The sequence below is a fragment of the Marinobacter aromaticivorans genome, from assembly GCF_002806975.1.
Classification (GTDB): Bacteria; Pseudomonadota; Gammaproteobacteria; order Pseudomonadales; family Oleiphilaceae; genus Marinobacter; species Marinobacter aromaticivorans.
In genome coordinates, this window is record NZ_NIHD01000008.1 from 1 (window position 1) to 24,102 (window position 24,102).

At 57.8% G+C, this 24,102-nt stretch carries 19 protein-coding genes; 7 read left to right on the forward strand and 12 right to left on the reverse strand.

Features of this window, described 5'->3' with window-relative positions:
* The 3 genes from CDH48_RS12410 to CDH48_RS12420 form a co-directional block, all read right to left on the reverse strand.
* Window positions 1-1,078 (reverse strand): alpha/beta hydrolase (locus CDH48_RS12410; RefSeq protein ID WP_198515503.1); only part of this gene is annotated, 1,078 nt, incomplete at its 3' end.
* A gap of 161 nt (window positions 1,079-1,239) precedes the next feature.
* Window positions 1,240-3,405, reverse strand: coding sequence for a DNA helicase II (uvrD, locus tag CDH48_RS12415; protein WP_100689071.1), 2,166 nt, complete (start codon window positions 3,403-3,405; stop codon window positions 1,240-1,242).
* A 131-nt stretch (window positions 3,406-3,536) separates the two neighbouring features.
* Window positions 3,537-4,991 (reverse strand): NAD-dependent succinate-semialdehyde dehydrogenase, encoded by a 1,455-nt coding sequence (locus CDH48_RS12420; RefSeq protein ID WP_100689072.1) that lies wholly within the window; start codon window positions 4,989-4,991, stop codon window positions 3,537-3,539.
* Between the two features lie 234 nt (window positions 4,992-5,225).
* On the opposite strand from CDH48_RS12420, the gene CDH48_RS12425 reads away from it, so the two are divergent.
* Entirely contained in the window at window positions 5,226-6,239 is a 1,014-nt protein-coding gene (locus CDH48_RS12425; protein ID WP_100689073.1) for a histone deacetylase family protein, read from the forward strand.
* Window positions 6,240-6,246: 7 nt separating this feature from the next.
* Here the strand turns inward: CDH48_RS12425 and thiI are convergent, their stop codons facing one another.
* Window positions 6,247-7,701, reverse strand: coding sequence for a tRNA uracil 4-sulfurtransferase ThiI (gene thiI / locus CDH48_RS12430; RefSeq protein ID WP_100689074.1), 1,455 nt, complete (start codon window positions 7,699-7,701; stop codon window positions 6,247-6,249).
* 110 nt (window positions 7,702-7,811) lie between these two features.
* On the opposite strand from thiI, the gene ppnN reads away from it, so the two are divergent.
* Window positions 7,812-9,194 (forward strand): nucleotide 5'-monophosphate nucleosidase PpnN, encoded by a 1,383-nt coding sequence (gene ppnN / locus CDH48_RS12435; RefSeq protein ID WP_100689075.1) that lies wholly within the window; start codon window positions 7,812-7,814, stop codon window positions 9,192-9,194.
* Between the two features lie 23 nt (window positions 9,195-9,217).
* Here ppnN and CDH48_RS12440 read toward each other — a convergent pair whose 3' ends face one another.
* Window positions 9,218-9,556, reverse strand: coding sequence for a c-type cytochrome (locus CDH48_RS12440; protein WP_100689076.1), 339 nt, complete (start codon window positions 9,554-9,556; stop codon window positions 9,218-9,220).
* Between the two features lie 219 nt (window positions 9,557-9,775).
* Here CDH48_RS12440 and CDH48_RS12445 point away from each other — a divergent pair, with 219 nt between their 5' ends.
* Window positions 9,776-10,879 (forward strand): enoyl-CoA hydratase/isomerase family protein, encoded by a 1,104-nt coding sequence (locus CDH48_RS12445; RefSeq protein ID WP_100689077.1) that lies wholly within the window; start codon window positions 9,776-9,778, stop codon window positions 10,877-10,879.
* Between the two features lie 21 nt (window positions 10,880-10,900).
* Here CDH48_RS12445 and CDH48_RS12450 read toward each other — a convergent pair whose 3' ends face one another.
* The 3 genes from CDH48_RS12450 to CDH48_RS12460 all read right to left on the reverse strand — a co-directional run bounded on the left by CDH48_RS12450 (window position 10,901) and on the right by CDH48_RS12460 (window position 14,212).
* A complete protein-coding gene (locus CDH48_RS12450; RefSeq protein ID WP_100689078.1) occupies window positions 10,901-11,608 on the reverse strand; it encodes an ankyrin repeat domain-containing protein in 708 nt (235 codons plus the stop codon).
* Between the two features lie 70 nt (window positions 11,609-11,678).
* Window positions 11,679-13,835, reverse strand: a complete 2,157-nt coding sequence (locus CDH48_RS12455; RefSeq protein ID WP_100689079.1) for a tRNA(Met) cytidine acetyltransferase TmcA — start codon at window positions 13,833-13,835, stop codon at window positions 11,679-11,681.
* Window positions 13,835-14,212, reverse strand: coding sequence for a DUF2237 family protein (locus CDH48_RS12460; RefSeq protein ID WP_100689080.1), 378 nt, complete (start codon window positions 14,210-14,212; stop codon window positions 13,835-13,837). Before CDH48_RS12460 ends, CDH48_RS12455 begins: the two co-directional genes overlap by 1 nt.
* A 224-nt stretch (window positions 14,213-14,436) precedes the next feature.
* On the opposite strand from CDH48_RS12460, the gene CDH48_RS12465 reads away from it, so the two are divergent.
* Together CDH48_RS12465 and CDH48_RS12470 are read left to right on the forward strand one after the other, a co-directional pair.
* Window positions 14,437-16,728 carry an ATP-dependent helicase gene (locus tag CDH48_RS12465; RefSeq protein WP_100689081.1) on the forward strand — a complete coding sequence of 764 codons (2,292 nt, stop codon included), beginning with the start codon at window positions 14,437-14,439 and terminating at the stop codon, window positions 16,726-16,728.
* Window positions 16,729-16,899: 171 nt separating this feature from the next.
* Window positions 16,900-18,021, forward strand: a complete 1,122-nt coding sequence (locus tag CDH48_RS12470; RefSeq protein WP_100689082.1) for an OmpA family protein — start codon at window positions 16,900-16,902, stop codon at window positions 18,019-18,021.
* 64 nt (window positions 18,022-18,085) lie between these two features.
* Here the strand turns inward: CDH48_RS12470 and CDH48_RS12475 are convergent, their stop codons facing one another.
* The gene (locus CDH48_RS12475) at window positions 18,086-19,378 is read right to left on the reverse strand and encodes a methyltransferase (protein WP_100689083.1); all 1,293 of its coding nucleotides are present in this window, start codon (window positions 19,376-19,378) and stop codon (window positions 18,086-18,088) included.
* Window positions 19,339-20,610, reverse strand: a complete 1,272-nt coding sequence (locus CDH48_RS12480; RefSeq protein WP_100689084.1) for a D-amino acid dehydrogenase — start codon at window positions 20,608-20,610, stop codon at window positions 19,339-19,341. Before CDH48_RS12480 ends, CDH48_RS12475 begins: the two co-directional genes overlap by 40 nt.
* A gap of 178 nt (window positions 20,611-20,788) precedes the next feature.
* On the opposite strand from CDH48_RS12480, the gene CDH48_RS12485 reads away from it, so the two are divergent.
* Complete coding sequence (locus tag CDH48_RS12485) at window positions 20,789-21,598, forward strand: TatD family hydrolase (RefSeq protein WP_100689085.1); 810 nt, start codon at window positions 20,789-20,791, stop codon at window positions 21,596-21,598.
* On the forward strand, window positions 21,595-22,803 hold the full coding sequence (locus tag CDH48_RS12490; RefSeq protein ID WP_100689086.1) for an HD-GYP domain-containing protein: 1,209 nt from the start codon (window positions 21,595-21,597) through the stop codon (window positions 22,801-22,803). Before CDH48_RS12485 ends, CDH48_RS12490 begins: the two co-directional genes overlap by 4 nt.
* 32 nt (window positions 22,804-22,835) lie before the next feature.
* Here CDH48_RS12490 and CDH48_RS12495 read toward each other — a convergent pair whose 3' ends face one another.
* Together CDH48_RS12495 and CDH48_RS12500 are read right to left on the reverse strand one after the other, a co-directional pair.
* Window positions 22,836-23,747 (reverse strand): lysine exporter LysO family protein, encoded by a 912-nt coding sequence (locus CDH48_RS12495; protein WP_100689087.1) that lies wholly within the window; start codon window positions 23,745-23,747, stop codon window positions 22,836-22,838.
* Entirely contained in the window at window positions 23,747-24,067 is a 321-nt protein-coding gene (locus CDH48_RS12500; RefSeq protein ID WP_100689088.1) for a DUF2288 domain-containing protein, read from the reverse strand. The genes CDH48_RS12495 and CDH48_RS12500 overlap by 1 nt, the downstream gene beginning before the upstream one ends.
* Window positions 24,068-24,102: the final 35 nt, after the last annotated feature.

Here is a 24,102-nt window from a genome sequence, read left to right on the forward strand (position 1 = left end):
CCGCTGGCTGCCAGAGAAACAGGTGGTCGACCAGATTGTGATGGCCGGTGGTGCCCAGAATGTTCAGGGCGGTCAGGCCCACCCGTGCCCCCAGTGAATGAGTGATGATGTTGATGGCAATGCCGGCGTTTGCCAGCTGGTGAAGTAGGGGCACCAAACGCCGCCCGCTTGCCATGGCATTCAGCTCCGCCTGCATGAAGTCGATGGCGCCGGTGTTCCCTGGCCAGGAAATATTGATAATGCGGCTGTAGGGCATCCAGTCCTGGCCATCAAAACCCGCAGCGCGGTTCAGCTGGTACTCCATGTGAATCGCCCAGTTGTGGGCGCCTGTGCCATTCAGCTTTTCCTCACCCGGTGTAACTGTGCTTTTGCCCGACAGTGCTTCCCCATCCTGCCAAACCGTGGCTTTATCGGGGTGCCAGCGATAGGCCTTTGCAAACGACGGTGCGTTGCCGTGGTAGGGCTCGCGGCTGCCGTCGTACTTCAGAAACCGCCCCCACTCCCCATGGGGCACGTTGTAGCCGTGTATATAGATAAGCGCGTTGTTGCCGTTTGCCCGGAAGTAATCCAGTTGCTCGTCTGTCAGTAAATCGCCTGTTGAAGGTGCCGGTTCGCGCAGGTTAATGATCACCGGTGGTGGCAAGTGTATGGCCCTGGCTGTGCGTTCGCCCTGAATAACGGTGAGATCTACCCCTTCGTCGAGGTGCTGGCCGGGGGCGAAGCGGCGTTGTTCGCTTAGGGTGTCGAACCCGATCAGGTGCTCGCCTTCTGGCTCCTCCGGCCAGTGCCAACTGGCGTTTCCGGTGACGAGTTGAGTGAAGAGAGCCTCGGCATTATCCGGCGTATCTTCAGTGCCGTTTTGCAGGTCAGCCGTGGCGACATGGCCGCTTTCATCCCTGATCGTGCCGGCGTGGGTAAAAGCCCTGGGGCGCCCGAGGTTATCCGAGCGTTGTAGCCGCACGTTTGCTTTTTCGTGTACGCAAATGGGTGCACCGTGGGCGCCCAGCGGTGCTGAGCTGGGGGTAAAGGGCAGGTTGCTTGCGTGAGCCTTCCGGCTCTGGGCTGTTGAGTCCTTCATGGTTACCTTCATCTATCCTTAGATGACCAAAAATGCAGAATGATAGTAGCCGAATGCGCAAATACTGTCACCCGCCTGATCTCTCAGAACCAATGCCCGGAAACGGCATACTGAACGAAGAGAAGGCTAAGCTTTGTGATCAGGCTCGCCGTTGCACGCACCTAGCAAGCCTCCAAGGGCGCATAAGCCAGCACCAGCCACTTGGCTCCTTCATCAAAGTTCACCTGCACCCGCGTATGGTGCCCGCTGCCCTCGGCGTTCAGAACAATACCTTCCCCAAACTTCGGGTGCCGCACTCTTTGGCCCAGGCTGAAGCCGGACTGCCGGGCAGCGTCCTGGCTGAACAGGCCTTCGTTGGGGCGATCCACCATGGCCGGGCGGGTTACCGTGTTGCGCAACCGGACCTCCTGCAGGCAATCGCTGGGGATCTCCCGCACGAACCGCGAGAGTGCGTGGAACTTTTCCTGACCATAAAGGCGGCGGGATTCTGCGTAGGTAATCACCAGCTTTTTCATGGCCCGAGTGATGCCCACATAGGCCAGTCGCCGCTCTTCCTCCATGCGCCCTGGCTCTTCCAGTGACATGCTGTGGGGGAACAGCCCTTCCTCCACACCGGCCAGGAACACCAACGGAAACTCCAGGCCCTTGGCGGAGTGCAGGGTCATGAGCTGCACACTGTCTTCATGGTCTCCCGCCTGGGATTCACCGGCATCCAGTGCCGCCTGGGCAATAAATTCCGAGAGTGGATCAACGCCCTCTTCCACCTCAAAATCCGCAAGGGCGTTAACCAGTTCTTCCAGGTTTTCCACCCGGGCCTGGGCCTTCTCACCTTTCTCGCTGGCGTGATAGTCCTTCAGTCCGCTGGCTTCAATGGTCTGCTTCATAAGCCCCTGAAGCGAGGCTTCTTCCGCCATGGCCGATAGCTCTTCAATAATGCCGATAAAGGTTTGCAAACCGGTTTTTGCCCGGCCTTTTACCTGCCCCGCCTCCAGCAATCTCTCAGCCGCCTCCCACAGGGACGCGCTCTGGTTGACTGCGTACTCACGCAGCTCCGCCAGGCTCTTGGCGCCAATGCCCCGGGTTGGCACGTTTACCACCCGCTCAAAGGCAGCATCGTCCCGCCGATAGTGCACCAAACGCAAGTAAGCCAGAGCATTGCGGATTTCCTGACGATCGTAAAAGCGCAGGCCGCCATACACCCGGTATGGAATACCATGACGCATCAGGGATTCTTCCAGCACCCGGGACTGGGCGTTGGAACGATAAAGAATCGCGGCTTCGCTGCGCAGATTACCTTCATTAACCCAAGCGGAAATGCTGTCGGCGATGTAATTGGCTTCGTCCTGCTCATTGAATGCGGCGTACAGGCTAATAGGCTCGCCTTCCACCCCGTCGGTCCAGAGTTCCTTGCCCAGCCGGCCCCGGTTGTTGGCAATCACCGAGTTGGCGGCCTTGAGGATCAGCTGGGTGGAGCGGTAATTCTGTTCCAGTCGCACCAGGCGGGCGTTGGGAAAATCCCGCTGGTACTGCTGGATGTTTTCAATTCTGGCGCCGCGCCAGCCATAAATGGACTGGTCGTCATCCCCCACCACCGTCAGCGGAACGCGTTTGCCTGCCAGCACCTGCAGCCAGGCGTACTGGATGGTGTTGGTGTCCTGAAACTCGTCTACCAGAATATGCTGGAAACGCTGCTGATAATGGGCCAGCAATTCCGGCCGGTGCAGCCAGAGCTCATGGGAGCGCAGCAGCAACTCGCCAAAATCCACCAGGCCACTCTGCTGGCAAAGCTGTTCGTAGCGCCGGTACACCTTCAGCATGGTGGAGGTGAAATGATCCCCGGGGTTTTCCTGGATATGGTCAGCCCGCAAGCCTTCGTCTTTCTGGCTGCTGATGAACCACTGGGCCTGCTTCGGCGGGAACTGGCTTTCGTCAATCTGCGCCTCCCGCATTACCCGCTTGATCAGCCGGAGCTGGTCGTCGCTGTCCAGTACCTGAAAGTTTTCCGGCAGGCCCGCGTCTTTCCAGTGCGCCCTCAGCAGGCGGTGGGCAATTCCGTGAAAGGTCCCGAACCACAATCCCCGCGACGGAATGTGCATCATCTCTTCAATGCGGAAGCGCATCTCTTTGGCAGCCTTGTTAGTAAAGGTGACTGCCAGAATCCCCGTAGGCGGAACCCGGTCTACCTGCATCAGCCACGCGATCCGGTGCACCAGTACCCGGGTTTTGCCACTCCCGGCACCGGCCAGCACCAGCAAATGGTCGTTCTGTGCCGTAACCGCCTCACGCTGGGCATCATTCAGGGAATCAATAATGTGGGAGACATCCATAGGGAACACTTTCGCTACTGGTTAAATGAACAGGTAGCAAGTATATCAGCCTTGCCCGGCGCCTGCTTTGCCGGACTGAAAACAAAGAAGGCGAGCCTCAGCCCGCCTTCTTTGTCTGCACGCCCGGGAGGTCAGAATCCGCGGGGCACCGTCTGTGCTTCAACGAACTCGAACAACCCCTCAAGCCCGCCTTCACGACCGATTCCGGAGGCTTTCATGCCGCCAAAAGGCGCCTCTGGCGTTGGCCCGGTGCCGGTATTCCAGCCCACATGGCCAAACCGCAGGCCGGCGGCAACGCGCTGGGCGCGCTCCGCATCGGCGGTGAACACGTAGGAGGCCAGACCAAATTCGGTATCGTTACCGGCCTCAATAACCTCGTCCTCAGTGCGGAAGCTGGCCATGGGCACCAGCGGCCCGAAGGTCTCTTCCCGGGAGCAGCACATATCCGGTGTTACGCCGGAAACCACCGTTGGCGGGAAAAACAGATGCCCTTCGCCCAGTTCGCCGGGCTGTTTACCCGCAACCAGCGACGCACCCTTGGCGAGCGCGTCCTCCAGATGGCGTTTTACCTTGTCGAACCCTGCTTTGTTGATGAGAGGCCCAAGGTCCACATCACCTGCAATACCATCTCCTACCGTCATTTTGTTCACACGCTCTGCAAGCTTTTCGCCAAATGCGTCCATCACCTTTTCATGAACAAAAATACGGTTTGCACACACGCAGGTCTGCCCGCCACCACGGAACTTGTTGGCGATGAGGTTATCCGCTGCAGCATCCAGATCCGCATCATCAAACACGATAAACGGCGCGTTGCCTCCCAGCTCCAGAGCCAGTTTTTTAACCTGGTCTGCAGTATCGAGAATCAGCTTGCGGCCCACCTCGGTGGAGCCGGTAAAGCTCAGCATGGGCACATCCGGGCTTTCGCACAGAACCTTGCCAATCACACTGGCCTTGCCCATTACCAGGTTCACCATACCGTCCGGCAGGTTCACGTGTTTATCCATCAGCCTGAACAGAGCGATCATGGTCAGGGGCGTTTCGCTGGCCGGTTTGATCACAGACGGACAACCTGCTGCCAGAGCGGCAGAAAGCTTTTTCGCAATCATTCCGATCGGGAAGTTCCAGGGTGTAATGAGCCCGGCGACCCCGACAGGTCGATAATGCACGGTCCAGGTACAGTCCTTGGGTTTTTCCGGGAGCGTGTGGGCGTCCAGTGCCTGAATGTGTCTGGAACAGTAATCGAAAAAGCCTGCGGCATAATCCACCTCGCCCTGGGCTTCGTTCAGGGGCTTGCCATGCTCAAGGCACAGGATACGGCCAACTTCTTCCCTGTTCTCTTTCAGCGCATCACGGATGTCTTCCAGCCATTTCCTGCGGGTTTCGATGGAATAAGGGTTGGTCAGTTTTAACGCGGATTTGCCGGCTTCCACCGCAGCCTCAACCTCACTCTCAGACATGGAAGCAACCTGGGCGATCACCTCGCCCGTTGCCGGGTTATAGACATCAAAAGTGTTGCCCGGTTTGTTATCAGTCCAGCGACCGCCGATGTAGCCGGTCAGCTTTTCCAGCAGTGGTGACTCGATCATTTCGGCTCCTGTTCAGTCAGTCAGTAAGACACCTGCAGAATAAATGCAAAGGTGCGCAAAATGTGAATGAAAGATGCATGGTTGCGTCAGTTAAATCTGTCTTTCATAGTGGATGCTGAATCACTACCTGTAAAGTCAATGGCCCGGCTTTTGAACAATCTCCATCTGTGCCTATACTCCCATTGCCTATGCTCACAGTACCGGAGCAGTACCGAACATTCAGGAGGTCGGATAATGAAAGCGTTTTTTCATCCCGCACAAGACAAGCACTCGCCCCGAACCTACTTCACCCGGGGCCAGATGCGTCAGCCTCAGGAGGTGCCGGACCGCACCAGCCAGATGCTGGAAGGTCTGAAAAAAATCGGCACACAGGTATTGCAGCCTTCGGATCAGGGTGCAGGGCCGATATCCAGGGTGCACGATCTGGGGTATCTGCGCTTTCTGGAATCCGCCCACCGGCGCTGGATGGAAATGGAGGACTGGGGAGAAGAAGTCATTTCCAACATTTTTGTCCGCTCCCCCAATCACCTGTCAGGCATTCTTGCAGAGGCAGCCCGCTATCAGGCGGACGGCAGCAGCCCCATCGGCGAACACACATGGGAAGCGGCCTACTGGTCGGCGCAGACCGCACTCGGCGCTGCGGACGCCCTCATGGCGGGTGATCGTACGGCCTACGCGGTTTGCCGGCCGCCGGGGCACCATGCCCGCAAGGACTCCGCAGGTGGTTTCTGCTATCTCAACAATGCTGCCATCGCCGCCGAACACATGAAGCCCCGTTTCCCGCGCCTGGTGATTCTGGATACCGACATGCACCACGGCCAGGGTATCCAGGAAATCTTCTACGATCGCAGCGACGTGCTTTACATCTCCATCCACGGCGACCCTACCAATTTTTACCCGGTGGTCACCGGTTTTGAAAATGAGCGCGGCGAAGGCGAGGGTTACGGCTACAACATCAACATGCCCATGCCCCACGGTTCATCTGAAGAAGATTTTTTTGGCAAACTCGACGAGGCCCTGGCGGCCATCCGGCTGTTCCAGCCCGACGCCCTGATCCTGACCCTGGGCTTTGATATTTACAAGGACGATCCACAGGCCAAGGTTTCGGTGTCCTCAGAGGGGTTTTGTCGCCTGAGCGCGCACATGCGCCAGCTTGGCCTTCCCATGCTGGTTGTTCAGGAAGGCGGCTACGATCTCGATACGCTGAGCGAAAATGTTCAGCAGTTCTTCAAGGGCCTGGCCGGCTGAAAAAGCCTTATGAAGCGGGCGCGTAAACCTTGATGTTTTCGTGCCCTTCCGCTTTCAGATGCACGGCGTGCATCCGGCTCATGGTGCCGCGATCGCAATAGAGCAGATACTGGCGCTCTGGCGGCAACTCTCCCACCTTGCGGTTCAATTCATAAAACGGAATCTTCAGGATCTCATTACCGGTGAGTTTTAACGGAGAATGTTCCCCTTCTGCCGGGTGCCGCACGTCAATAATGACATCATTCACAGCTGGCGTTGTCACCAGATCCACGTCTTCCGGGGTGGTGGTGGTTGCAAGCAGCTCATGAACCGGCGTTTCCTCACGGGCCTCAATAGCCTGCGACAGGACCAGAGGATCCATTGCTGCCTCATCTGCCTCCACCCTGCTCAGGCGCGCACGGGTGGCTGGCTTCCGGGATATCACACCACAGTATTCGGGCATGTTTCGAGCGTAGGGTTCTGTACCAATTTCCCGGGCAATGTTGATGATGGATTCCTTGTCCATGGCAATCAGCGGTCGCAGAACCACCACTTCGCTGGCCCGGTCAACCACGTTCAGGTTAGTCAGGGTCTGGCTCGAAACCTGGGCCACCGCGTCGCCGGTTACCAGGCCAACGGCATTGTTATTTCGGGCGATTTCGCTGGCGGCCTTCAGCATTTGCCGCTTAAGCACCACCCCCCAATGCCGGTGACCCACCGACCGCATGATTTCTTCCACCACACCTTCAAAAGGCACGGATATAAATTTGGCACCATGGGATGCCCCGTAGCGATCCCACAGGTAGTGGACGACCTGGCGTACACCAACTTCGTGCGCCACACCACCCAGATTGAAAAACAGAAAGTGGTTACGAAGGCCACGGCGCAGCATGAGGTAGGCTGCAACCGAGGAATCATAGCCCCCGGACACCAGTGTCATCACATTTTCAACACTGCCCAGCGGGTAGCCGCCCAAACCACGATGCCTGCGATGGGCAATGTGGAAGCGCTCGCCCCGCACTTCAATGCGTACCTCCACATCCGGAGATCGCAGATCAACACGGGCACCAGTTGCCGACTGCATCAGCGCCCTGCCTACCGCACGCTGGACATCCACCGATTGGAAGTCATGTTCTCCGTGGCGCCGGGCACGAACCGCAAAGGACTTTCTGTCAAGCCGCCCCGAGAACGCCGCCACCGCTTTATCCGCAATATCCTCCAGGCTGACAAGCGGGAACTCAGCTATCTCCTGAATGGTGGAAATGCCGGGAATGCGCAAAAGTTCATCGATTACCAGGCCGTCCAGCCCCCGGCCCTCTGGCACTTCAACATCCACCCGGTCCCAGCTGCCGTCTACTATAATACCGTAGTCAAGCTGTGCCAGAAGTTTACGGATATTCTGGCGCAGGTGCCGCATCTGGCGCCGGCGGACAGGCTTACTCTTGATGGTAACCTCAGGGGCAGGACGGATCAGAAGTTTCATAAATGGGCGCTTGGTCGGATGGTGTATTATGGGTAAAACGCTTAGTGTAACGTTTTGACGCTACGCCTCAAAATCTGGCAATACCGCAACACTCGGGAGCTGTTCCGTACATGACTGAAACAACCATCAATGCTCTTGTATCACCTGAGGGCAGCCTGGAAATACTTTCCAATCACGAAGTCAATCTGCTCAAAGACAGAAGCGAAGGCGGCCTGTACCGGCTGTTCCGCCAGTGCGCTCTTGCCGTGCTCAACACCGGCGTTGTGACTGATGACTGCCAGGGCTTGATGGATGCCCACAAGGATTTTGATATACGGCTGATACCCCAGCCAAGGGGCCTGAAGCTGGAGCTGATCAACGCCCCGGCACATGCCTTTGTGGACGACGAAATGCTGCGGGCCATTCGCGAGCACCTGTTCTCGGTACTGCGGGATATTGTTTACACCCACTCAACGCCGCCTTTTGCCCGGATTCTGAAGAGCAACGAGCCTGCTGATCTTACCAATATGGTGTTTCACATCCTGCGGAACGCCAGAGCGCTTCAGACTGGCCGTCAGCCCGATCTGGTCGTTTGCTGGGGGGGGCACTCCATCAGCGATAAGGAATACCAGTACAGCAAGGAGGTCGGGCACCAGCTTGGCCTGCGGAAACTGAGCATTTGCACCGGTTGTGGCCCGGGCGCCATGAAAGGCCCCATGAAAGGCGCCACCATTGCCCACGCCAAGCAGCGGATAAAAAATGGCCGCTATATCGGCATCACCGAGCCTGGCATTATCGGCGCGGAATCACCAAACCCTATTGTAAACGAACTGGTGATTATGCCAGACATCGAAAAACGCCTGGAGGCCTTTGTGCGCTGTGGCCACGGTGTGGTCGTTTTCCCCGGGGGTGTGGGCACAGCAGAGGAAATCCTCTACCTGCTGGGTATTCTCTTACATCCGGACAATGCCGACCTGCCGTTTCCGGTCGTTTTCACGGGCAGGCCGGAAAATGCTGAATATTTCGAGATGATCGACAAGTTCATCCGTAACGCCCTCGGTGATGACGCCGCCAGCAGATACGAAATCATCATTGATGACCCGGTGCGTGTAGCGCAGACCATGAAAAGAGGCATGAAAAAGGTCGAGACCTTCCGGCGCGCCATGCAGGATGCCTATTACTTCAACTGGATGCTGAAGATCGATCCGGTCTTCCAGCTGCCCTTCGAGCCGGATCACGAAAACATGCTCGCCCTGGAGTTACACCGCGATCAACCCGTGCACCTTATTGCCGCTAATCTGAGAAAGGCATTCAGTGGCATCGTTGCGGGCAATGTGAAGGAAGGAGGGATGCGGAAAGTAAAGGAGAGGGGGCCGTTTGAAATCGCCGGGGATCCAATGCTGCTCAAGCCGCTGGAAGCCATGCTGGAACAGTTCGTTGCGCAGAACCGGATGAAATTGCCGGGCGTATCGGCCTATCGCCCGAGCTATCGAATTGTCAACACAGCAGCCTGAGCTGCTGTGTTGACATACAGCCCTTACTTGCCGCCGTCTGCTGGCAGGCTTGCGAAGTAGGCTGCGAGGTCGGCGATATCCTCATCGCTGAGGGCCATGGCCTGGCCCTGCATGATGGCAGCCTGGCCACCGCTACGCTGCTTGTCCTTGTAGGCCTTCAGGGAGGAGACCAGATACTGTTCGTGCTGACCCGCCAGGTTAGGATACATTGGAATCTGGGCAATCCCGTTCTGGCCGTGGCAGGCAGCACAAACGGCCGCTTTGGCCTTGCCTGCTTCCGCATCACCGGCAGCCGAGGATACTGCAGGAACAGCGGCGCTCAGTGCAAAAAGACCTGCAACAGCATAGTGTTTGAAATTCATTATGGTTAACCTCTCATCATCGTTTTAAGGTTTGCGAACCGGTATTGTGAACCGAACCGAAAACTGGCTGAACCTTATAGCACACACGTGCGATAGCGCAAATGCCATAGGTCAATGCGTTTGACTCAAAGCTCGCATTCTTTCACTTTCAGCCGGTTAGAGCGATTATACGATCAAAGATCAAATTAGAGATTATTTTACCGAGCGGAGACACCGTTAATGTCCGTAGAGGTCCAGGAATTTCCCTGTCGCGAGGGACATATGGGGCTGATGACCCTGAACTCCCCCGCCACAATCAATGCCCTGACTGAAGAAATGATCCTCACTATCAGGGACACGCTGGAACACTGGGCGGCGGACGAGCGCATCTGCCTTGTTGTGATACGAGGCGCCGGAGACAGAGGCTTTTGCGCAGGGGGCGATATACAGCAACTGTATCGATCATTAAAAGGCATTGAGAATCCCGAAGCAGCCTTCAGTGTTTTCCGCTATGAATATGCGCTGGACTACGCCCTGCACCGGTTTCCGAAACCGGTTGTCGGCATCGGCCACGGCATCATAATGGGCGGCGGCCTGGGCCTGTTTTCCGCCTGCCGTTATCGCATGCTGACACCAAGCGCCACTCTGGCCATGCCGGAAATTTCCATAGGCCTGTTCCCGGATGTTGGTGCAAGCTGGTTTCTCAACCGGCTGCCGGGTCGCCTTGGTTTGTTTATGGGCCTGACCGGGGCTCGTATGAATGTGACCGACGCACTGCGCGTGGGGTTGGCAGACATGGCTCTGCCTTCGGAGGATCAGCAAGGCCTACTCACGCAACTGCGTAACGAGCGCTGGAGTGGCAACACAGCAGCCGATGACAATCGCCTGTTCCGCTTGCTGCATCAATTGGAAACCCGGGATTACCATGCGCTGCCGGCCAGCCACCTGGAGTTGCACGAAAGAGATATTGCAAGGCTGTGTGCTGGCTCCAGCCTGACGGACATTATTGACCGGTTGCTGACGGCTCGCATCGACACTGACTGGTGGCAAGCCTGCATCAAAACAATGCAGGCGGGTTGCCCCGTCTCGGCATGGCTACTGTGGAATCAGCTCGGAAAAGCCCAGCAGATGTCACTCAAAGATGTGTTCCGGATGGAACTGGCCATGGTCTGGGAATGCGCGCGCAGGCCCGATCTTCTCGAAGGCATAAGAGCCAGGTTGATTGACCGCGACCAGAACCCGCAGTGGTCTTTCCCGCGTATTGAAGACGTGCCCCAGAGCGTTATTGACGCCCACTTCCTGCCCGTGTGGGACGATCAGACTGACCCCATGCAGCTGGAATAATACAGGGCTTCCACGCTGGTATCAGAACTCGGCCCCCGCCTGCACCAGCAACACTTCCAGATCCCGATGATTGCCGGCGCGGGCCACGTCCAGAGCAGTCGTGCCACTCTCTGCACGGAAGTTCACATCGGCGCCAGCGGCCAGAAGCATCTCGGCAGTCAGCAAATCGCCCGTTGCTACCACTTTCATCAGCAGCGATTCGCCATCCTGGCTGACGTTCACGTTGGCACCCGCTGCCAGCAGTACCTTGACCACAGACAACTCACCCTTCTCGGCAGCCCGCATGATTGCTGTGTAGCCTTGGGTATCCGGAGCATTCACTTTGGCGCCAGCGGACAACAGCAGGCGCACAAGCCGACGGTCGCCCTGCTCCGAGGCCACCATCAGGGGTGTAACCTGATCACTCTCCGCAAGATCCGGATTCGCTCCGCGGCTTAACAGGTACCACACAACACGGTCTGCCTGCGCGCGAACAGCCGCCATTAACGGGGTGCCAGCCCCGGTAAGTGTATTCAGAGGGGCACCCGACTCGATCAGATTGCCAACCGCTTCAAAATCGCCCTCTGCGGCTGCCTTATAAAGAGTGGAGCCTGAAGGGCTGTCAGCCTGCTGGCTCAGATTGGCCGGAGCTGCTCTGGATGCGCAGCCTGAAAGCATAGTTAACGCTGGAAACAGCAACAAAGTGGATAGCAGGATCGAAAACAGGAAGGAGCCGGTTCCCTTGGCCATAACGGGTAGTCTCTGAAATTTTATTCCGGCCTATTCTGAGCGGGTGGCGGCCACAATTAAATCGAGCGGGTCACAACTCTGGCCCGTTTTGCAAAAGTTCACGGACCACAGCACGCATGCGGTCTTCACCCTCGCGCTGGCCCGAGCACAAGCCCTCCTTGCGCAACTCAGGCCAGCTCCACCCTTGCAGTACCGACCGGCACCAGAGGTGCGCATCCTGATGCCCGCGAAGCCAAACCATCACGGCCGGTGCCAGGCTCAGTTCACGCAGAACCGGCAGAGTCAGCAAAAACCCCCGGTGCCCACCCCCAAAATTTTTCAGATCCCGGATGTCTGCCGTATCCGGCGAGAGCCCTGCAGGCAGATCGCTGGTCATATCCATCAACAACGCCGGCTCCAGGGCTTTCCAGCTCAGTGGCACCAGCACCAGCCAGTGCCGGGCCAGCCGCATACGAATCCGCTGAACCAGAGATTCTCCCTGCGCACTCAGGGCACGGATCATCTGCACCGGGTACTCGCCGCTGGTGGCCTCCTGCTGAAAACCAATGCGTGCAAGCGCCAATCCGCTGGTGGCCCAGAAGCCATAAAGATCGGCACTGCCGCCAAAACTGGTACCGATAAAATCCACCCCCACCTGGCTGGCATCCAGAGCCGCCGCTGCAACCAGGCTGCCACCGATTCCCCTGCGCCGGGCCTGTGCGGACACGGCAATGCGGATAATCCGTAAACCACGCTGGCTGGCCGCCTCCGGAAACCCGCTGTGGCTGGCCAGGGACTGAGGCAGAAGGTGCCCGCGGACCCGGCGCTTGCCGCTGGCTACCTGTTCTGCCAGAGCGTTACTGAGGCCGCCTTCCACGGCACCCCAGAGCACACCCAGGGTTTGCCCGTTAATCCGGGCCCGCCAACTCCTTGCAAGCGGGTCGTCCATCCACTGGCGAAGGTCGGCCGGGGTTGTCCGGTAATGAGCATTGACCAGCAGACCAAATGCGTCCGCAAGTTCCGCTTCGGAAGCCAGCCCGGGCTGCCAGGGCTCGATCACCAGATCTCCGGACCGCTCCACTGCCAGGTCATCCGGATTATGATCGGCCCCCAATAAAAACAGCCTGAAAATCAAACGTTCCAGGGGATCATGAGTGGCCCAGCGTACAGGCCTTGAGAGCGTCTGTGATTGCCACTGAGGTGTGGCCTGTTCAAGAATCTGCCGGAAACGAACGGCAAACCCACGCCCCGCCCCTTCATAACCATGGACGGTGGAAGCAAAAGCGACTCGCGGCCAGCCCAGAAGAACTCGCTTGAGCAGGGAAACGGGAATAGCCGCAGCTTCGTCTACCATGATCACTTCCGCTTCCGGTTTTTCACTGAGTAACTCCCGAATCGGCAGAAAGCGTAGCAGCGCGCCCGACCCGGTTACTATGCGCTCTTCCCTGGCATCCTGCACCTCAGCACCCAGGCTTTGCCGGGCGTGCTCGAACAGAGCATTCACATTAGCCCTTGATGGCGCTGTTACCAGAACCTGCCTGCGCCCCTGCTGCAGTAACTGTGCTGCAGCCATGCCCAGCGCCGCAGATTTGCCCCGCCCCCGGTCAGCAGTCACCACAATTGGCCGGCGCCGGCGCCCCAGCCCGAAGGCCACCAGCTTGCCGACCAACTCCTGCTGATCGGGAGTTGTGGCAACGGTAAATTCGGGTTTGAGGTTGGGCAGCTCGGGCAGTGCCAGGGCTTCTGACGAACCAATCTGCACCCGGATTACTGACGAATCGGCCGCCAGAATGCCCGCCATTCGCCTGGCAAAAGGATGTGGCTGGTCATGGTCCAGACCGGTTCTTGCATAATCCGGATCGGCAAAGTGCTCCCACTCCGCCAGCGAAGGCATCAGCCAGAACAGCAACCCGCCCGCTTTCAACGTACCTGAAAGCGCCGCAAACGCATCCGGCGGGTTCCCCTGCCAGCCATCCCATACGATGACTGATGTTTCCTGCCCCAACCACTGGCGGGCCTTGGCCGGGTCAATACTGGTAAGGCGATTATCGGGCACATCACCGGCAGGCCCGACCCATAGCCCGCCTTCTGCGTTAATGCCTGGCAGCAGCGTTTGCAGCCACTGCATGGCAAGCGCACGCGCGCCTTCCAGCAATACCAGCCGCCGATGTCCGGCAGCGGCAAGGCCGGACTGCAGCGAGCGCCAGGCGTCGGCATCGGGCACAGGAGGCACTATCCCGAAGGTCATTAACTGAGATCTATGCCGTGGGATTTCAGATCACCAAGAGCACAGTGTTCCAGAGCCGCCTGATGCGTGGCCCGCAACCGGACTCGCGGCGCACTGCCGGCTTCAAACGCTTCATGCCAACGAGCCGCACACAGGCACCAGTTGTCTCCCGCTTTCAGGCCCGGAAACCCGAACGCGGGCACGGGCGTACTCAAATCGTTGCCGCGGGCTTTGGAAAACTCCAGAAATTCGTCGGTTACCACCGCGCAAACCGTATGCGACCCATGGTCATCCGGGCCGGTGTTGCAGCAACCGTCCCGGTAAAAGCCGGTTTCCGGGTCGGTGCCACAGGTTTCCAGTTCTTCACCCAGTACGTTAATCGATTTTTCAGTTTGCATGCCTGTTCTCTCTGGCCTTGGGAGTTAGCGACGAGGCGAGACCTTATCCAAAATACGCTGTAAATACATCCATGTACGCTCGGCTCCGCCATCCATGGCTCCGCACGATTTTGGATAAGGTCTCGCCTCGTCGCTCTCCAACTATTGAGGTGGATTCGCCCAGTTAATCCGTCATGTTAACGGCACAGGTACCGCCACTACCAGTTGGCCAGTACAATAGCCCCATGCCGACAAACACCCCGGAACCCCACACCCTGGATCTTCCTGATTTTCTCACCGACGAGCAGCGGGCAATTATTACCGCCGGCTACGAGCACTCGGTGATCACTGCTGTGGCCGGCAGTGGCAAAACCTCCACCCTGGCCTGGCGCATTCGCTATCTGCTGCAGCAAGGTCACGATCCGGCCCGCATGCTGGTGCTGATGTTCAACCGCAGCGCCCGTGTGGATTTTGAGCGCAAGCTGCAAGAGGTGTGTCATCAGAGCGGCTTGGTGCTTCCGGAAATCCGCACCTACCACGCCATGGGGCTGCGGCTGTATAAGCGCTTTGTACGGGAAGGTTACCTGCCTGGTTTTTCGGAGAAAATTCTGACCGAGCAGGAAATCAGTTTCCAGGCCTGGTTGTTAACCCGTCGGCTGGCGCCGGAAGAACTGGCGGATGAAATAAAGCGCAACAAGAAGGATTTTGTTGAAACCGCAACCGGGTTTATTGATCTGGTGAAAACCACCCTGTCGCCCGCCGAGATGGTATTTGAAGAGTTGGGTTATTCACAAAAGCACCGGTACCTGATTGATTTATTTCACAGTTTTGAACAGTGGCGCAAAGAGCACAGTCGGATCAGTTTCGCCGACATGCTGTACGAGCCGGTCATGGCCATTCACCAGAACCCGCCCCTGCAACGGCTGGTGGGCAACAAGATGGATCTGATTCTGGTGGATGAGTACCAGGACACCAACGAGATTCAGCACTTGTTGCTGCGCTACGTTGCCGGGGACCGTGCCCGGGTAACGGTCGTGGGGGATCCGGATCAGACCATTTACGAGTTCCGGGGCGCAAAGCCCGAGTTTATTCTCAAACGCTTCAGTGACGAGTTTGAAAGCCCGCTGGAGCAAACACTGAGTTATACCTTCCGCTATGGCCACCGCGTGGCACTGCTGGCCAACCATCTGATTTGCCACAACAGCGGGCGCAAGGATGTGCTGTGCCACTCCCACCCCTCCACGCCGGCTACGGAGATCACCCTGCACCGGGCTGCGAACGATGCAGAGGCGGTATTACAGATACTCGGGCGGGAAACAGGTGATGATCTTTCAGGTAACCTGGCGGACACCGCCATTTTGTTCCGGGTGTGGAGCCAGAGCGTGCCCATTGAGCTCAAGTTGCTGGCCCTGCAGATCCCTTATCGCATTGACGCTGGCAAAGGCGCGCTGTTCAGCCGCGAAGTACAGGCCATTACGGCATTGCTGAAAGTGGTTTCCGGAACGCTGGAAAGGCTGCCGGAGGACGATCGGCTTGAGCTGGCAAGACTGCTTCTGCGCTTCCCGCATGTCGGCCTCAAAGAATCGGAGCTGGAGCAACTGGCGCGTTTTCTTGCAGGGTTTACTTCCGCTTGGCATGAGCGCCTGCTGGCACTGGATTTTGGCGCCCTGGCTCCCATGGCTGCACGCAAGTTGCGTAAACTGGGTGAGATTCTGCAACAGTTGCGCGGTTATTCCGGCCCCGTTGCAGGGCTGATCACAGTCTATGCGGAGCACACCGACCTCTATGAAGGTGTTCGCAGCCTGGCGCTTACCCATGACACTGCAGAGGAGCGCATAGATACCATTCACGGCTTGCGCGAATACCTCAAAGGCCTGGATGTGGATGCTGAAGGAGCCCTTGTGCACCTCAAGGCACTGCGCCAGCAAGCCAGTGAAAAGCGGGCTGGCGGGGGCGTTCTGCTCTCCACCATTCATCGCACCAAGGGGCTGGAATGGTCGCGGGTGATTATTCCCGGGTTACAGGAGAAGTACCTGCCCCATAGCCCGCGCGCCCAGGACAATACCCGGGAGATTCTGGAAAGCGAACGACGCCTGCTGTACGTCGCCATGACACGCACCCGCAAAGCTTTGCACCTGATCAGCCGGCCAGAGAGCAACCAGCCCCATCTGGATGGTGATCAGGGCCCCAGCCGGTTTGTCGACGAATTCTGTTTTGATCTGGCCAATGAGTTCGGGCACTGGCTTGATAACCGGGCGCCCGATACCGACCGTTCCCTCAAGCTGGAAGCGCCATTAACGCCTGTTGGCTCCCGTTACGCAGCGCAGGAGGGTGTTGCCCTTGAGGGCAGGGCACTGACAATCGCCGGCAGCAAGTCACCCCTGTGGCACCAGCCGCGCCTCAATCACAGCATTTTTGGTATAGGTAGTGTGATCGCAGAAGACGAAAGCTCATTCGAAGTACATTTTTCCAGCGGCGAAAAAATGAACTTCAGTAAAAAAAGCGCACATCTCTATTTCAGCATTCCATCCCCGTGAAAGGTCAGACTATAGGGCCGGTCGAGGAACTGACACGTACATTCCCTGATGTAACATTAATTATCAATTCTTTGTTTTTTGTAACCCTTTAGCTTAAGTTACCCGTACATGCACACCCTGAACATTTCTATGATTCAGCCGTTGTAATAAAACCCGAACAGGAGGTTCTGCATGAACATCATGCGCCCGATCGCGATGGCTGCCATCGCCAGCACTCTTGCCGCGCCAGCCCTGGCCGAACGTAAAGAAACGGTATACATCAACCCTTTCGCCGCTTTTCAGCTTTTCGATGACAAGCGTGACCTGAGCGAAACCGGTACGTTTGGAGTGGGCCTGGAATACCGGTTTGCGCCCAACTGGGCGGTCGAGGCGTTATATTCCCGCGCCGATGCAGACCGGAAATACGTTGACGGCTCTTCAGAATTCGAAGAGCTCCGCCTGGATGCCACCTATTACTTTGCGCCCCAGGACAAAGCCTGGAACCCGTACGTATCCGTAGGCGCGGGCCATGCAGATTTCGGTGTCGGGGATACAATCAGCTATAACACCGCGGGTACTGGCCATGATGAAACCCGCGTTAACGTGGGTACCGGGTTTCGCTACAATGTAACGGATTCCTTAGCTTTGCGTGGCGACCTGCGCGAGTTTCACGGCATCGATGAAAGTACCTTTGACACCCAGGTATCTCTGGGTATCAGCTTTGCTTTTAACCGTACAGTAGGCACTTCGGCTCCTGCACCCAGGAGCCCGGTCGATACAGACGGTGATGGCGTGCCTGATGCGCGTGATGCCTGCCCTGACACGCCACGGGGTGCGGAGGTAGATAGCCGGGGCTGTGAACTGGACAGCGATAATGACGGTGTCGTCGACAGCCAGGATCTCTGCCCCAACACCACGGCGGGTGCCGTGGTCGATGAAACCGGTTGTGAAGGCGTAACCGAAACTATTGAAACCTTTACCATTGAGGTTCAGTTCCCGACCAACAGCTCTGTCATCAGCAATGCGTATGATGACGAGATTCGCCGCGTTGCCGATTTCCTGAGTGAAAACCCGGAAACCATCGTGGAAATTGCCGGCCACTCGGACAGCACCGGCGATGCCGGCTATAACCAGAGCCTGTCTCAGCGTCGCGCCGAAGCCGTTGCTGATCGCCTGACTGGCCCGCTGGGGGTAGATCCTGAAAAAGTCAGCGCCAGAGGCTATGGTGAATCACAGCCCGTTGCCTCCAACGACACTGCTGCAGGCCGCGCCCAGAACCGTCGGGTTGAAGCCCGCATTCAGGTTCGTCGCTGATTTAGCCTGAGCGCAGGTAAAAAGTAAGTGGAGTCAGAAAGGCGCCCTCGGGCGCCTTTCTGACTCAAAGACGGCTGTGTTGAGTCGGTGGAGTACCGCAAACCCTGACTGCGTCCAGCAACAGATTCCTGGGCGTCAGTGTGCGGGCACAAAAATGGCCAAGCCGCACCCTGTATCCCTGCTCTTCAAGAAAAACCGCGTAGTCCAGAACCATCCAGAGCTCCAGTGGTCGGCGAAACACATGCCGGAGCAGCTCATAGCGGCGAACCTCAGCGTGGCGTTGCATGCCGTGGGCGAGCCAGTAATCAAAATCGATGTTATCCGGCAGACGGAACTGTTTTTTCTCTGCGGCCCAATGGCAGAAGGCGGGGAACCCCTTGTGGATCAGCCGTGGAGAACACGAAGGCAGCGGCAGATAGTGATCGGCACCGCGAACAGCCCGTTGCAGGCCATCAAAGCCCAGCCGCCACTGGCTTAAGGTTGTCGCTTGCGCCCTGACGCCTGCCGGCGCGGTTACGGTTTCCCGCACCGCAAGGCGCAGATCATCGCGATGTGGCTTCAACCTGTTGTCATAGGCCCGTGCAAACTCAGAGAGTACCTCATAGGGGCCATCTGAAATCTTGTGGTAACAGCAGGGTGACACACTCAGGCGCGGCAAAGCCGCAGCAGCACCACGCCGCAGTAACTGCCGGTGAAGATCACCACAGGCATGCAGGGCTGCAACATGAACCTGGTCCGGCAAGCGCAGGCTCTGCGCCATCACATCCTGCCGGCGGATCTGAACGCCATCGCCGAAGCGGGCGGCCAGGCGATTACCGCTGGCCACCAGCTCCGGGTTCCATTCGTACCCTTCAGAGGGCTGCCGGCTCGAGGCCGCCAGGGTTCGGGACAAATGCCCCTTGCCACAGCACCAGTCAAGGGTGGCATGCTTCAGGGGTTGAAGCGCAGCCACAAAGGCACCCGCCTGTTCCCGCTTGCGCCCGGGCATGTCTGTTGCCCTGGCTTCCGGCAGTGTCGCCGCTCTGACCTCAGCAAGCCCGGGTGACAGATCAGGCAGGCTGGTCAGGCGATCGTACAGGGCCAGTTCCGGCAGGTGTCGGGAAGCCCTTTCGGCCAGCGCACCGGGTGCATCAGCCAGTGCATCACACTCCGCATCGGTAAGCTCTGCCAGCATGTGCGCCAACCCGGGATAGCTTTGAATCCAGCCTGGCCGACGTTGTGTAAACGGCGCCGGCTGCCAGATGGGCTGATGCTGCACCAGCCAGTCATTGAGCATTTGCCAGCGCGAGTAGTGGGATTCAGCTGGCTGCTGAACACTCACTCCTGATGGCGCCCCGGGCGGAAGGCATCCAGGCATACGGCGGGTTCCTCACCATCAATCACCTGGGCGATCACATCAGCACTGCCCGCCGAGAAGGTCCAGCCGAAGGTACCGTGGCCTGTATTGAGATACAGATTGCTGCGCGGTCCGCGGCCAATAATGGCAGGGCCGTCCGGCGTCATTGGGCGAAAACCGGTCCAGGTTTCTGCGGCACTGAGATCCGCGCAACCCGGATAGCGGGACTCCACGGATTTCCGGATGGTTGCGATACGCGCCTCAGGAATATCACGGTTGAAACCAGCCAGTTCCACAAAACCGGTGGCGCGCAAGCGGTCACCCAGGCGCGTCGACACAACTTTGTAGTTGTCGTCGTGGATCGTGGAAACCGGCGCCTTTTCCGGATTTTTCAGTGGCACGGTAATGCTGTAGCCCTTGATCGGGTATATGGGCAGTTTAAGACCCAGCGGCCGAACCAGTTCCGGCGACCAGCAACCGGCACTGATCACAAAGGCATCGGCTGCAAGGGTTTCTTGCTGACCAGTTTCGTTACGCAACAACACGGCCTCGACAGTCTGGCTATTGGCCTTCAGCCGCTCCACCTGAACGTTGTAACGGAACTGGACGCCTTTGTCCTGGCAGGCCCGGGCGAGACCCTGGGAAAACAGGTGGCAGTCACCCGTGCCATCGGTGTCATAACTCAAGGCGCCATATAACGGGCCATTGCGGGCCATGCCGGGTTCCGCCTCGTATACCTGCTCCGGTGTCAGCAGCCGGGACGCGATGCCCATTTCGTTCAATATCCGCTGCGTGCCCCGGTACACCTCCAGCTCGTCAGGCGTGCTGGCAAGGTGAAGCAGGCCACGGTGGCCGCCATCAAACGCCAGATTCAGTTCCTCTTCAAGCCTGAGAAAGCGTTCACGGCTGTGAATACCGAGGCGAAGCATGGCGCGTTTGTTCAAACCAAACAGGCCTGGTGACCAGGCATAACGCAGGGTAGACAACATGAATCGCACGGCATCCAGCGACGGTGGTAGCCGCAGTTTCAACGGACCATCCTGTTTGATGAGCCAGGGTAAGGCCTTAAAGACCATGCTCGGGTCCGCCCAGGGGTAAACCACACCGTAGGACCGCTGGGCGGCGTTACCCTTACTGGTTTCGTCCCCCGCGGTATCATGACGCTCAAGCACCGTAACCTGGTGCCCGCGACGGTTCAGTTCCCAGGCGGTGGTAACACCCACTACGCCACCACCAATAACGACAACGTGCATCCGCACCTCCATTTCTTATTAACCCTGTGGGGTAGCCTTTGGCTACGCGACACCCGCCATCAAGGAAACCCCGTACCAGTCACTGTAGGCCAATATACGGACAACTGATAAACTCGAAGCCAAGAATCCCCTTAAAGCAGTCAATATAACCGCCCGTATAGGAGCCTAGCAGCAGTTCATGAGTAAAAAACGTCGCGAGATTCCCGTATTCGATCACCCGATTATCGAGACCCATTGCCATCTGGATTACCTCAGGGACCGCCCCTTGCAGGAAACCCTTGAACAAACACATCGGGTGAATATCGAGCGGGTCATCACTATCGCCGTTTCACCAGGCAATCTGGCGCGCGTACGTGAACTCACCACTATGGCGTCCTGGCTTTACGGCACCCAGGGCATCCATCCCCATGAGGCGGAGAGCTACAACGATGCGGTCGAACAGGAAATCCGTACGCACGCCCGGGACGACGGAATCGTTGCGGTTGGCGAAATCGGGCTGGATTATTTTTACGATAATGCAGACCGTGGTGTACAGCGTGAGGTATTCCGGCGCCAGCTTCAGATTGCCTGTGACACCGACCGCCCGGTGGTTATCCACAGCCGGGATGCAGACGAAGACACCATCGCCATACTCAAAGAGTTTGAGCGGTCTCTCAAACGCCGTGGCGTCATCCACAGCTTCACCTCGGGCCCGGGTCTTGCAAGATATGCACTGGATCAGGGCTGGAATCTCGGCTTTAACGGCATTACCACCTTCAACAAGGCGGAAAACGTGCGGGATATTGTTCGTATGGCCCCCATCAGCCAGATTCTTCTGGAAACCGATGCCCCGTTTCTCACCCCCGTGCCCTACCGTGGCCGGGAGAATGCCCCCTTCTACCTGCCTTTCATAGCGGAAAAGATCGCCGAAGTGAAACAAATGCCACTGGACGACGTATTGATCCAGACCTATCAGAACAGCCTGAGAACGTTTTTCCCCACACAATGATCAAACGCATCCCCATCTCCGCACTGAGGGTCGGCATGTACATCACCGACCTGAACAACGACTGGATCCCTCACAATGTTCAGCGCAGGCGCGGTCTCATCAAGCGGGAAGAGACCATAGACAAGATCCGCAGGATGGGCGTGCGGTATGTCTATATCAATGCGGACAAAGGACTGGACACCCAGGATTCCGAGACAGTGGCAGAGGTGGACACTCGCAATGAAGCAGCCCTGCAACAGGCGGGGGAGCAAAAACCCGGCATTGCACCCCGTGTTTCGCTTAATGAAGAAATGCCCGCCGCCATGGCGATTCATGCGGAAGCCCAGGGGCTGGTCAATAATTTCATGAACAGTGCAAAACTGGGCACGCCTGTTGATGTTGCACCTATTCACAAGCTCGCGGACGAACTGCAAAACTCCGCGTCCCGAAACCCTAACGCCCTGAGTTGTCTGGGGCGTATACGGGAGAAAGATAACTACCTGCTTGAACACTCGGTAAATCTGAGTGTCCTGATGACGGTCTTCGGACAGTACCAGAAACTGCCTGCGGATATCATGCATCAAACCGTTGTGGGTGCCCTGCTGCACGATCTCGGAAAAATTCTCACGCCCGATGACGTGCTGCACAAGCCCGGCCGCCTTACGCCGGAAGAGTATGAAGTCATGAAACTCCATGCCCGGCACTCCCGCGACATTCTGGCTGCAACAGAGGGCATCGGCGAACTTACCGTCATCACCGCAGCGCAACACCACGAGCGCATGGATGGCACCGGCTATCCGGAGGGTCTCAAGGGCGATAATATTTCAGTTTACGGACGTATGGTAGCCATTGCAGATGTCTATGATGCGATTACCGCAGACCGCGTTTATCACAAGGGCCTGACGCCCTCGCAAGGTCTCAGGAAACTGCTGGAATGGAGTGGAGATCACCTGGATCCGGCGTTGGTCAAGGCGTTCATCCGCTGCATCGGCCTGTATCCGGTCGGGTCGCTGGTTTTACTGGACAGCGGGCGGCTTGGCGTTGTGGTGGAAACCAATGAAGAAGATCAGCGGCTACCGGTTGTGCGGGTGATGTATCACACCAAATTCCGCATGCCGATCACCGTAACGACCATCGATCTCTCGAAAGCCGGCAATCAGGACCGCATTCTGCGCACCGTCGATCCCGGGCAATACAAAATTGATGTGCGCAAATTTCTTGCCTGAAGCATTACTGCCGTATTGAAGCGCTCTGTCAATCAACCCAACGACAGGAAAACGCCCATCAGTACCGGCGACAGAAACGACAACAGAAAGCCCGAGGCAATCGCTACGGGTACGCAGCTGAGCCCACCACTGCTGCGGATAATCGGAAGTGTGAAGTCCATGGACGTGGCCCCGCCATAACCTATGGCCATGGCCGGCCGGGTACCAATCACCAGGGGGATGATGGCCAGAGCTATGATTTCACGCAGCACATCATTCACAAATGCCACGCCGCCCCATGCCGGCCCCAGGGCATCGCCGATCACAATGCCCGACAGTGAGTACCAGCCAAACCCCGAAGCCAGCGCAAGCACGTCATGCCACGGCAGCCCCAGCACAGGAACAAGAGCGATACCTGCCAGCAAAGAACTGATCACCAGCACCAGTGCGATGCCAAGACCCTGAGTATTCATCAGAAGTTTACGCAAAGACAGCCCGGCATTGCGAAGCTGCAGGCCGATCAGAAACAGCAGAAGCATCAGTGCCCCAGTGGCAACCTGCTCCGCCTGTGGCAGCTCCGGTAGCAGAAAGTAGCCCGACAGCACACCCGCCAGCACTGCCAGCAGGGGCCTGGCCGCTGCCATGAACAGGCGCACATACCCTGTTCCGCCAGAGGCTGCATCCCGGGGCTCCGGGGTCATCGGTCGCCAGCGGTGAAACAGCCACAGTCCTGCCATGTTGGCAACAAACAGCACGATCACCAGCATCGACATCTGTACAGCCATGGTACCGAGCTGATCCGACAAGCCCTCCATCTGGCCCAGCCCGAGCCCCAGCAGGGCCAGAATGAAGTACACCAGCGCCTCCACAAGATAGTGAATGGCCGTCATCAGACGGCGATTTTCAAGAGCCAGGGCAAAGCCCAGAAACAGCGGGGCAAGAATCAGCAATGCATCTGTGAGCATCAATGCACCGTTGAGTCGGAGCGATCCTGAACCAGCACCCAGGGTGCCACAACCACTGCCCACAGTTCTGCGTCACGATCATACCAGGCGCGGGCCAGATCCGGTGATACGTCACCGACATCGCCAGCAGCCAGCCATTGCTCGAACCGGGCCCGGTTATCGGCGGTGAGCTCAGAGGCCACATCCAGCAAATCCAGCGCCTTGCCAACACGCACGACCTGGCCCCGGGCGTAGTAGGTTTGCAGCTCGTGCCAGCGTATGCGGGAGGTTTCCAGATTAAGCCTGGCTTTGATTTCATCAATGTTGCGGGAAGAAGTCATGGCGGCCTTTTACAGTAATGGCAGAATAAACGGGC

Coding starts and splice junctions, on each gene's coding strand:
- uvrD (WP_100689071.1), bottom strand. CDS start 3,405: ATGGATGTCTCCCACATTATTGATTCCCTGAATGATGCCCAGCGTGAG.
- CDH48_RS12420 (WP_100689072.1), bottom strand. CDS start 4,991: ATGATCGAGTCACCACTGCTGGAAAAGCTGACCGGCTACATCGGCGGT.
- CDH48_RS12425 (WP_100689073.1), top strand. CDS start 5,226: ATGAAAGCGTTTTTTCATCCCGCACAAGACAAGCACTCGCCCCGAACC.
- thiI (WP_100689074.1), bottom strand. CDS start 7,701: ATGAAACTTCTGATCCGTCCTGCCCCTGAGGTTACCATCAAGAGTAAG.
- ppnN (WP_100689075.1), top strand. CDS start 7,812: ATGACTGAAACAACCATCAATGCTCTTGTATCACCTGAGGGCAGCCTG.
- CDH48_RS12440 (WP_100689076.1), bottom strand. CDS start 9,556: ATGAATTTCAAACACTATGCTGTTGCAGGTCTTTTTGCACTGAGCGCC.
- CDH48_RS12445 (WP_100689077.1), top strand. CDS start 9,776: ATGTCCGTAGAGGTCCAGGAATTTCCCTGTCGCGAGGGACATATGGGG.
- CDH48_RS12450 (WP_100689078.1), bottom strand. CDS start 11,608: ATGGCCAAGGGAACCGGCTCCTTCCTGTTTTCGATCCTGCTATCCACT.
- CDH48_RS12455 (WP_100689079.1), bottom strand. CDS start 13,835: ATGACCTTCGGGATAGTGCCTCCTGTGCCCGATGCCGACGCCTGGCGC.
- CDH48_RS12460 (WP_100689080.1), bottom strand. CDS start 14,212: ATGCAAACTGAAAAATCGATTAACGTACTGGGTGAAGAACTGGAAACC.
- CDH48_RS12465 (WP_100689081.1), top strand. CDS start 14,437: ATGCCGACAAACACCCCGGAACCCCACACCCTGGATCTTCCTGATTTT.
- CDH48_RS12470 (WP_100689082.1), top strand. CDS start 16,900: ATGAACATCATGCGCCCGATCGCGATGGCTGCCATCGCCAGCACTCTT.
- CDH48_RS12475 (WP_100689083.1), bottom strand. CDS start 19,378: ATGCCTGGATGCCTTCCGCCCGGGGCGCCATCAGGAGTGAGTGTTCAG.
- CDH48_RS12480 (WP_100689084.1), bottom strand. CDS start 20,610: ATGCACGTTGTCGTTATTGGTGGTGGCGTAGTGGGTGTTACCACCGCC.
- CDH48_RS12485 (WP_100689085.1), top strand. CDS start 20,789: ATGAGTAAAAAACGTCGCGAGATTCCCGTATTCGATCACCCGATTATC.
- CDH48_RS12490 (WP_100689086.1), top strand. CDS start 21,595: ATGATCAAACGCATCCCCATCTCCGCACTGAGGGTCGGCATGTACATC.
- CDH48_RS12495 (WP_100689087.1), bottom strand. CDS start 23,747: ATGCTCACAGATGCATTGCTGATTCTTGCCCCGCTGTTTCTGGGCTTT.
- CDH48_RS12500 (WP_100689088.1), bottom strand. CDS start 24,067: ATGACTTCTTCCCGCAACATTGATGAAATCAAAGCCAGGCTTAATCTG.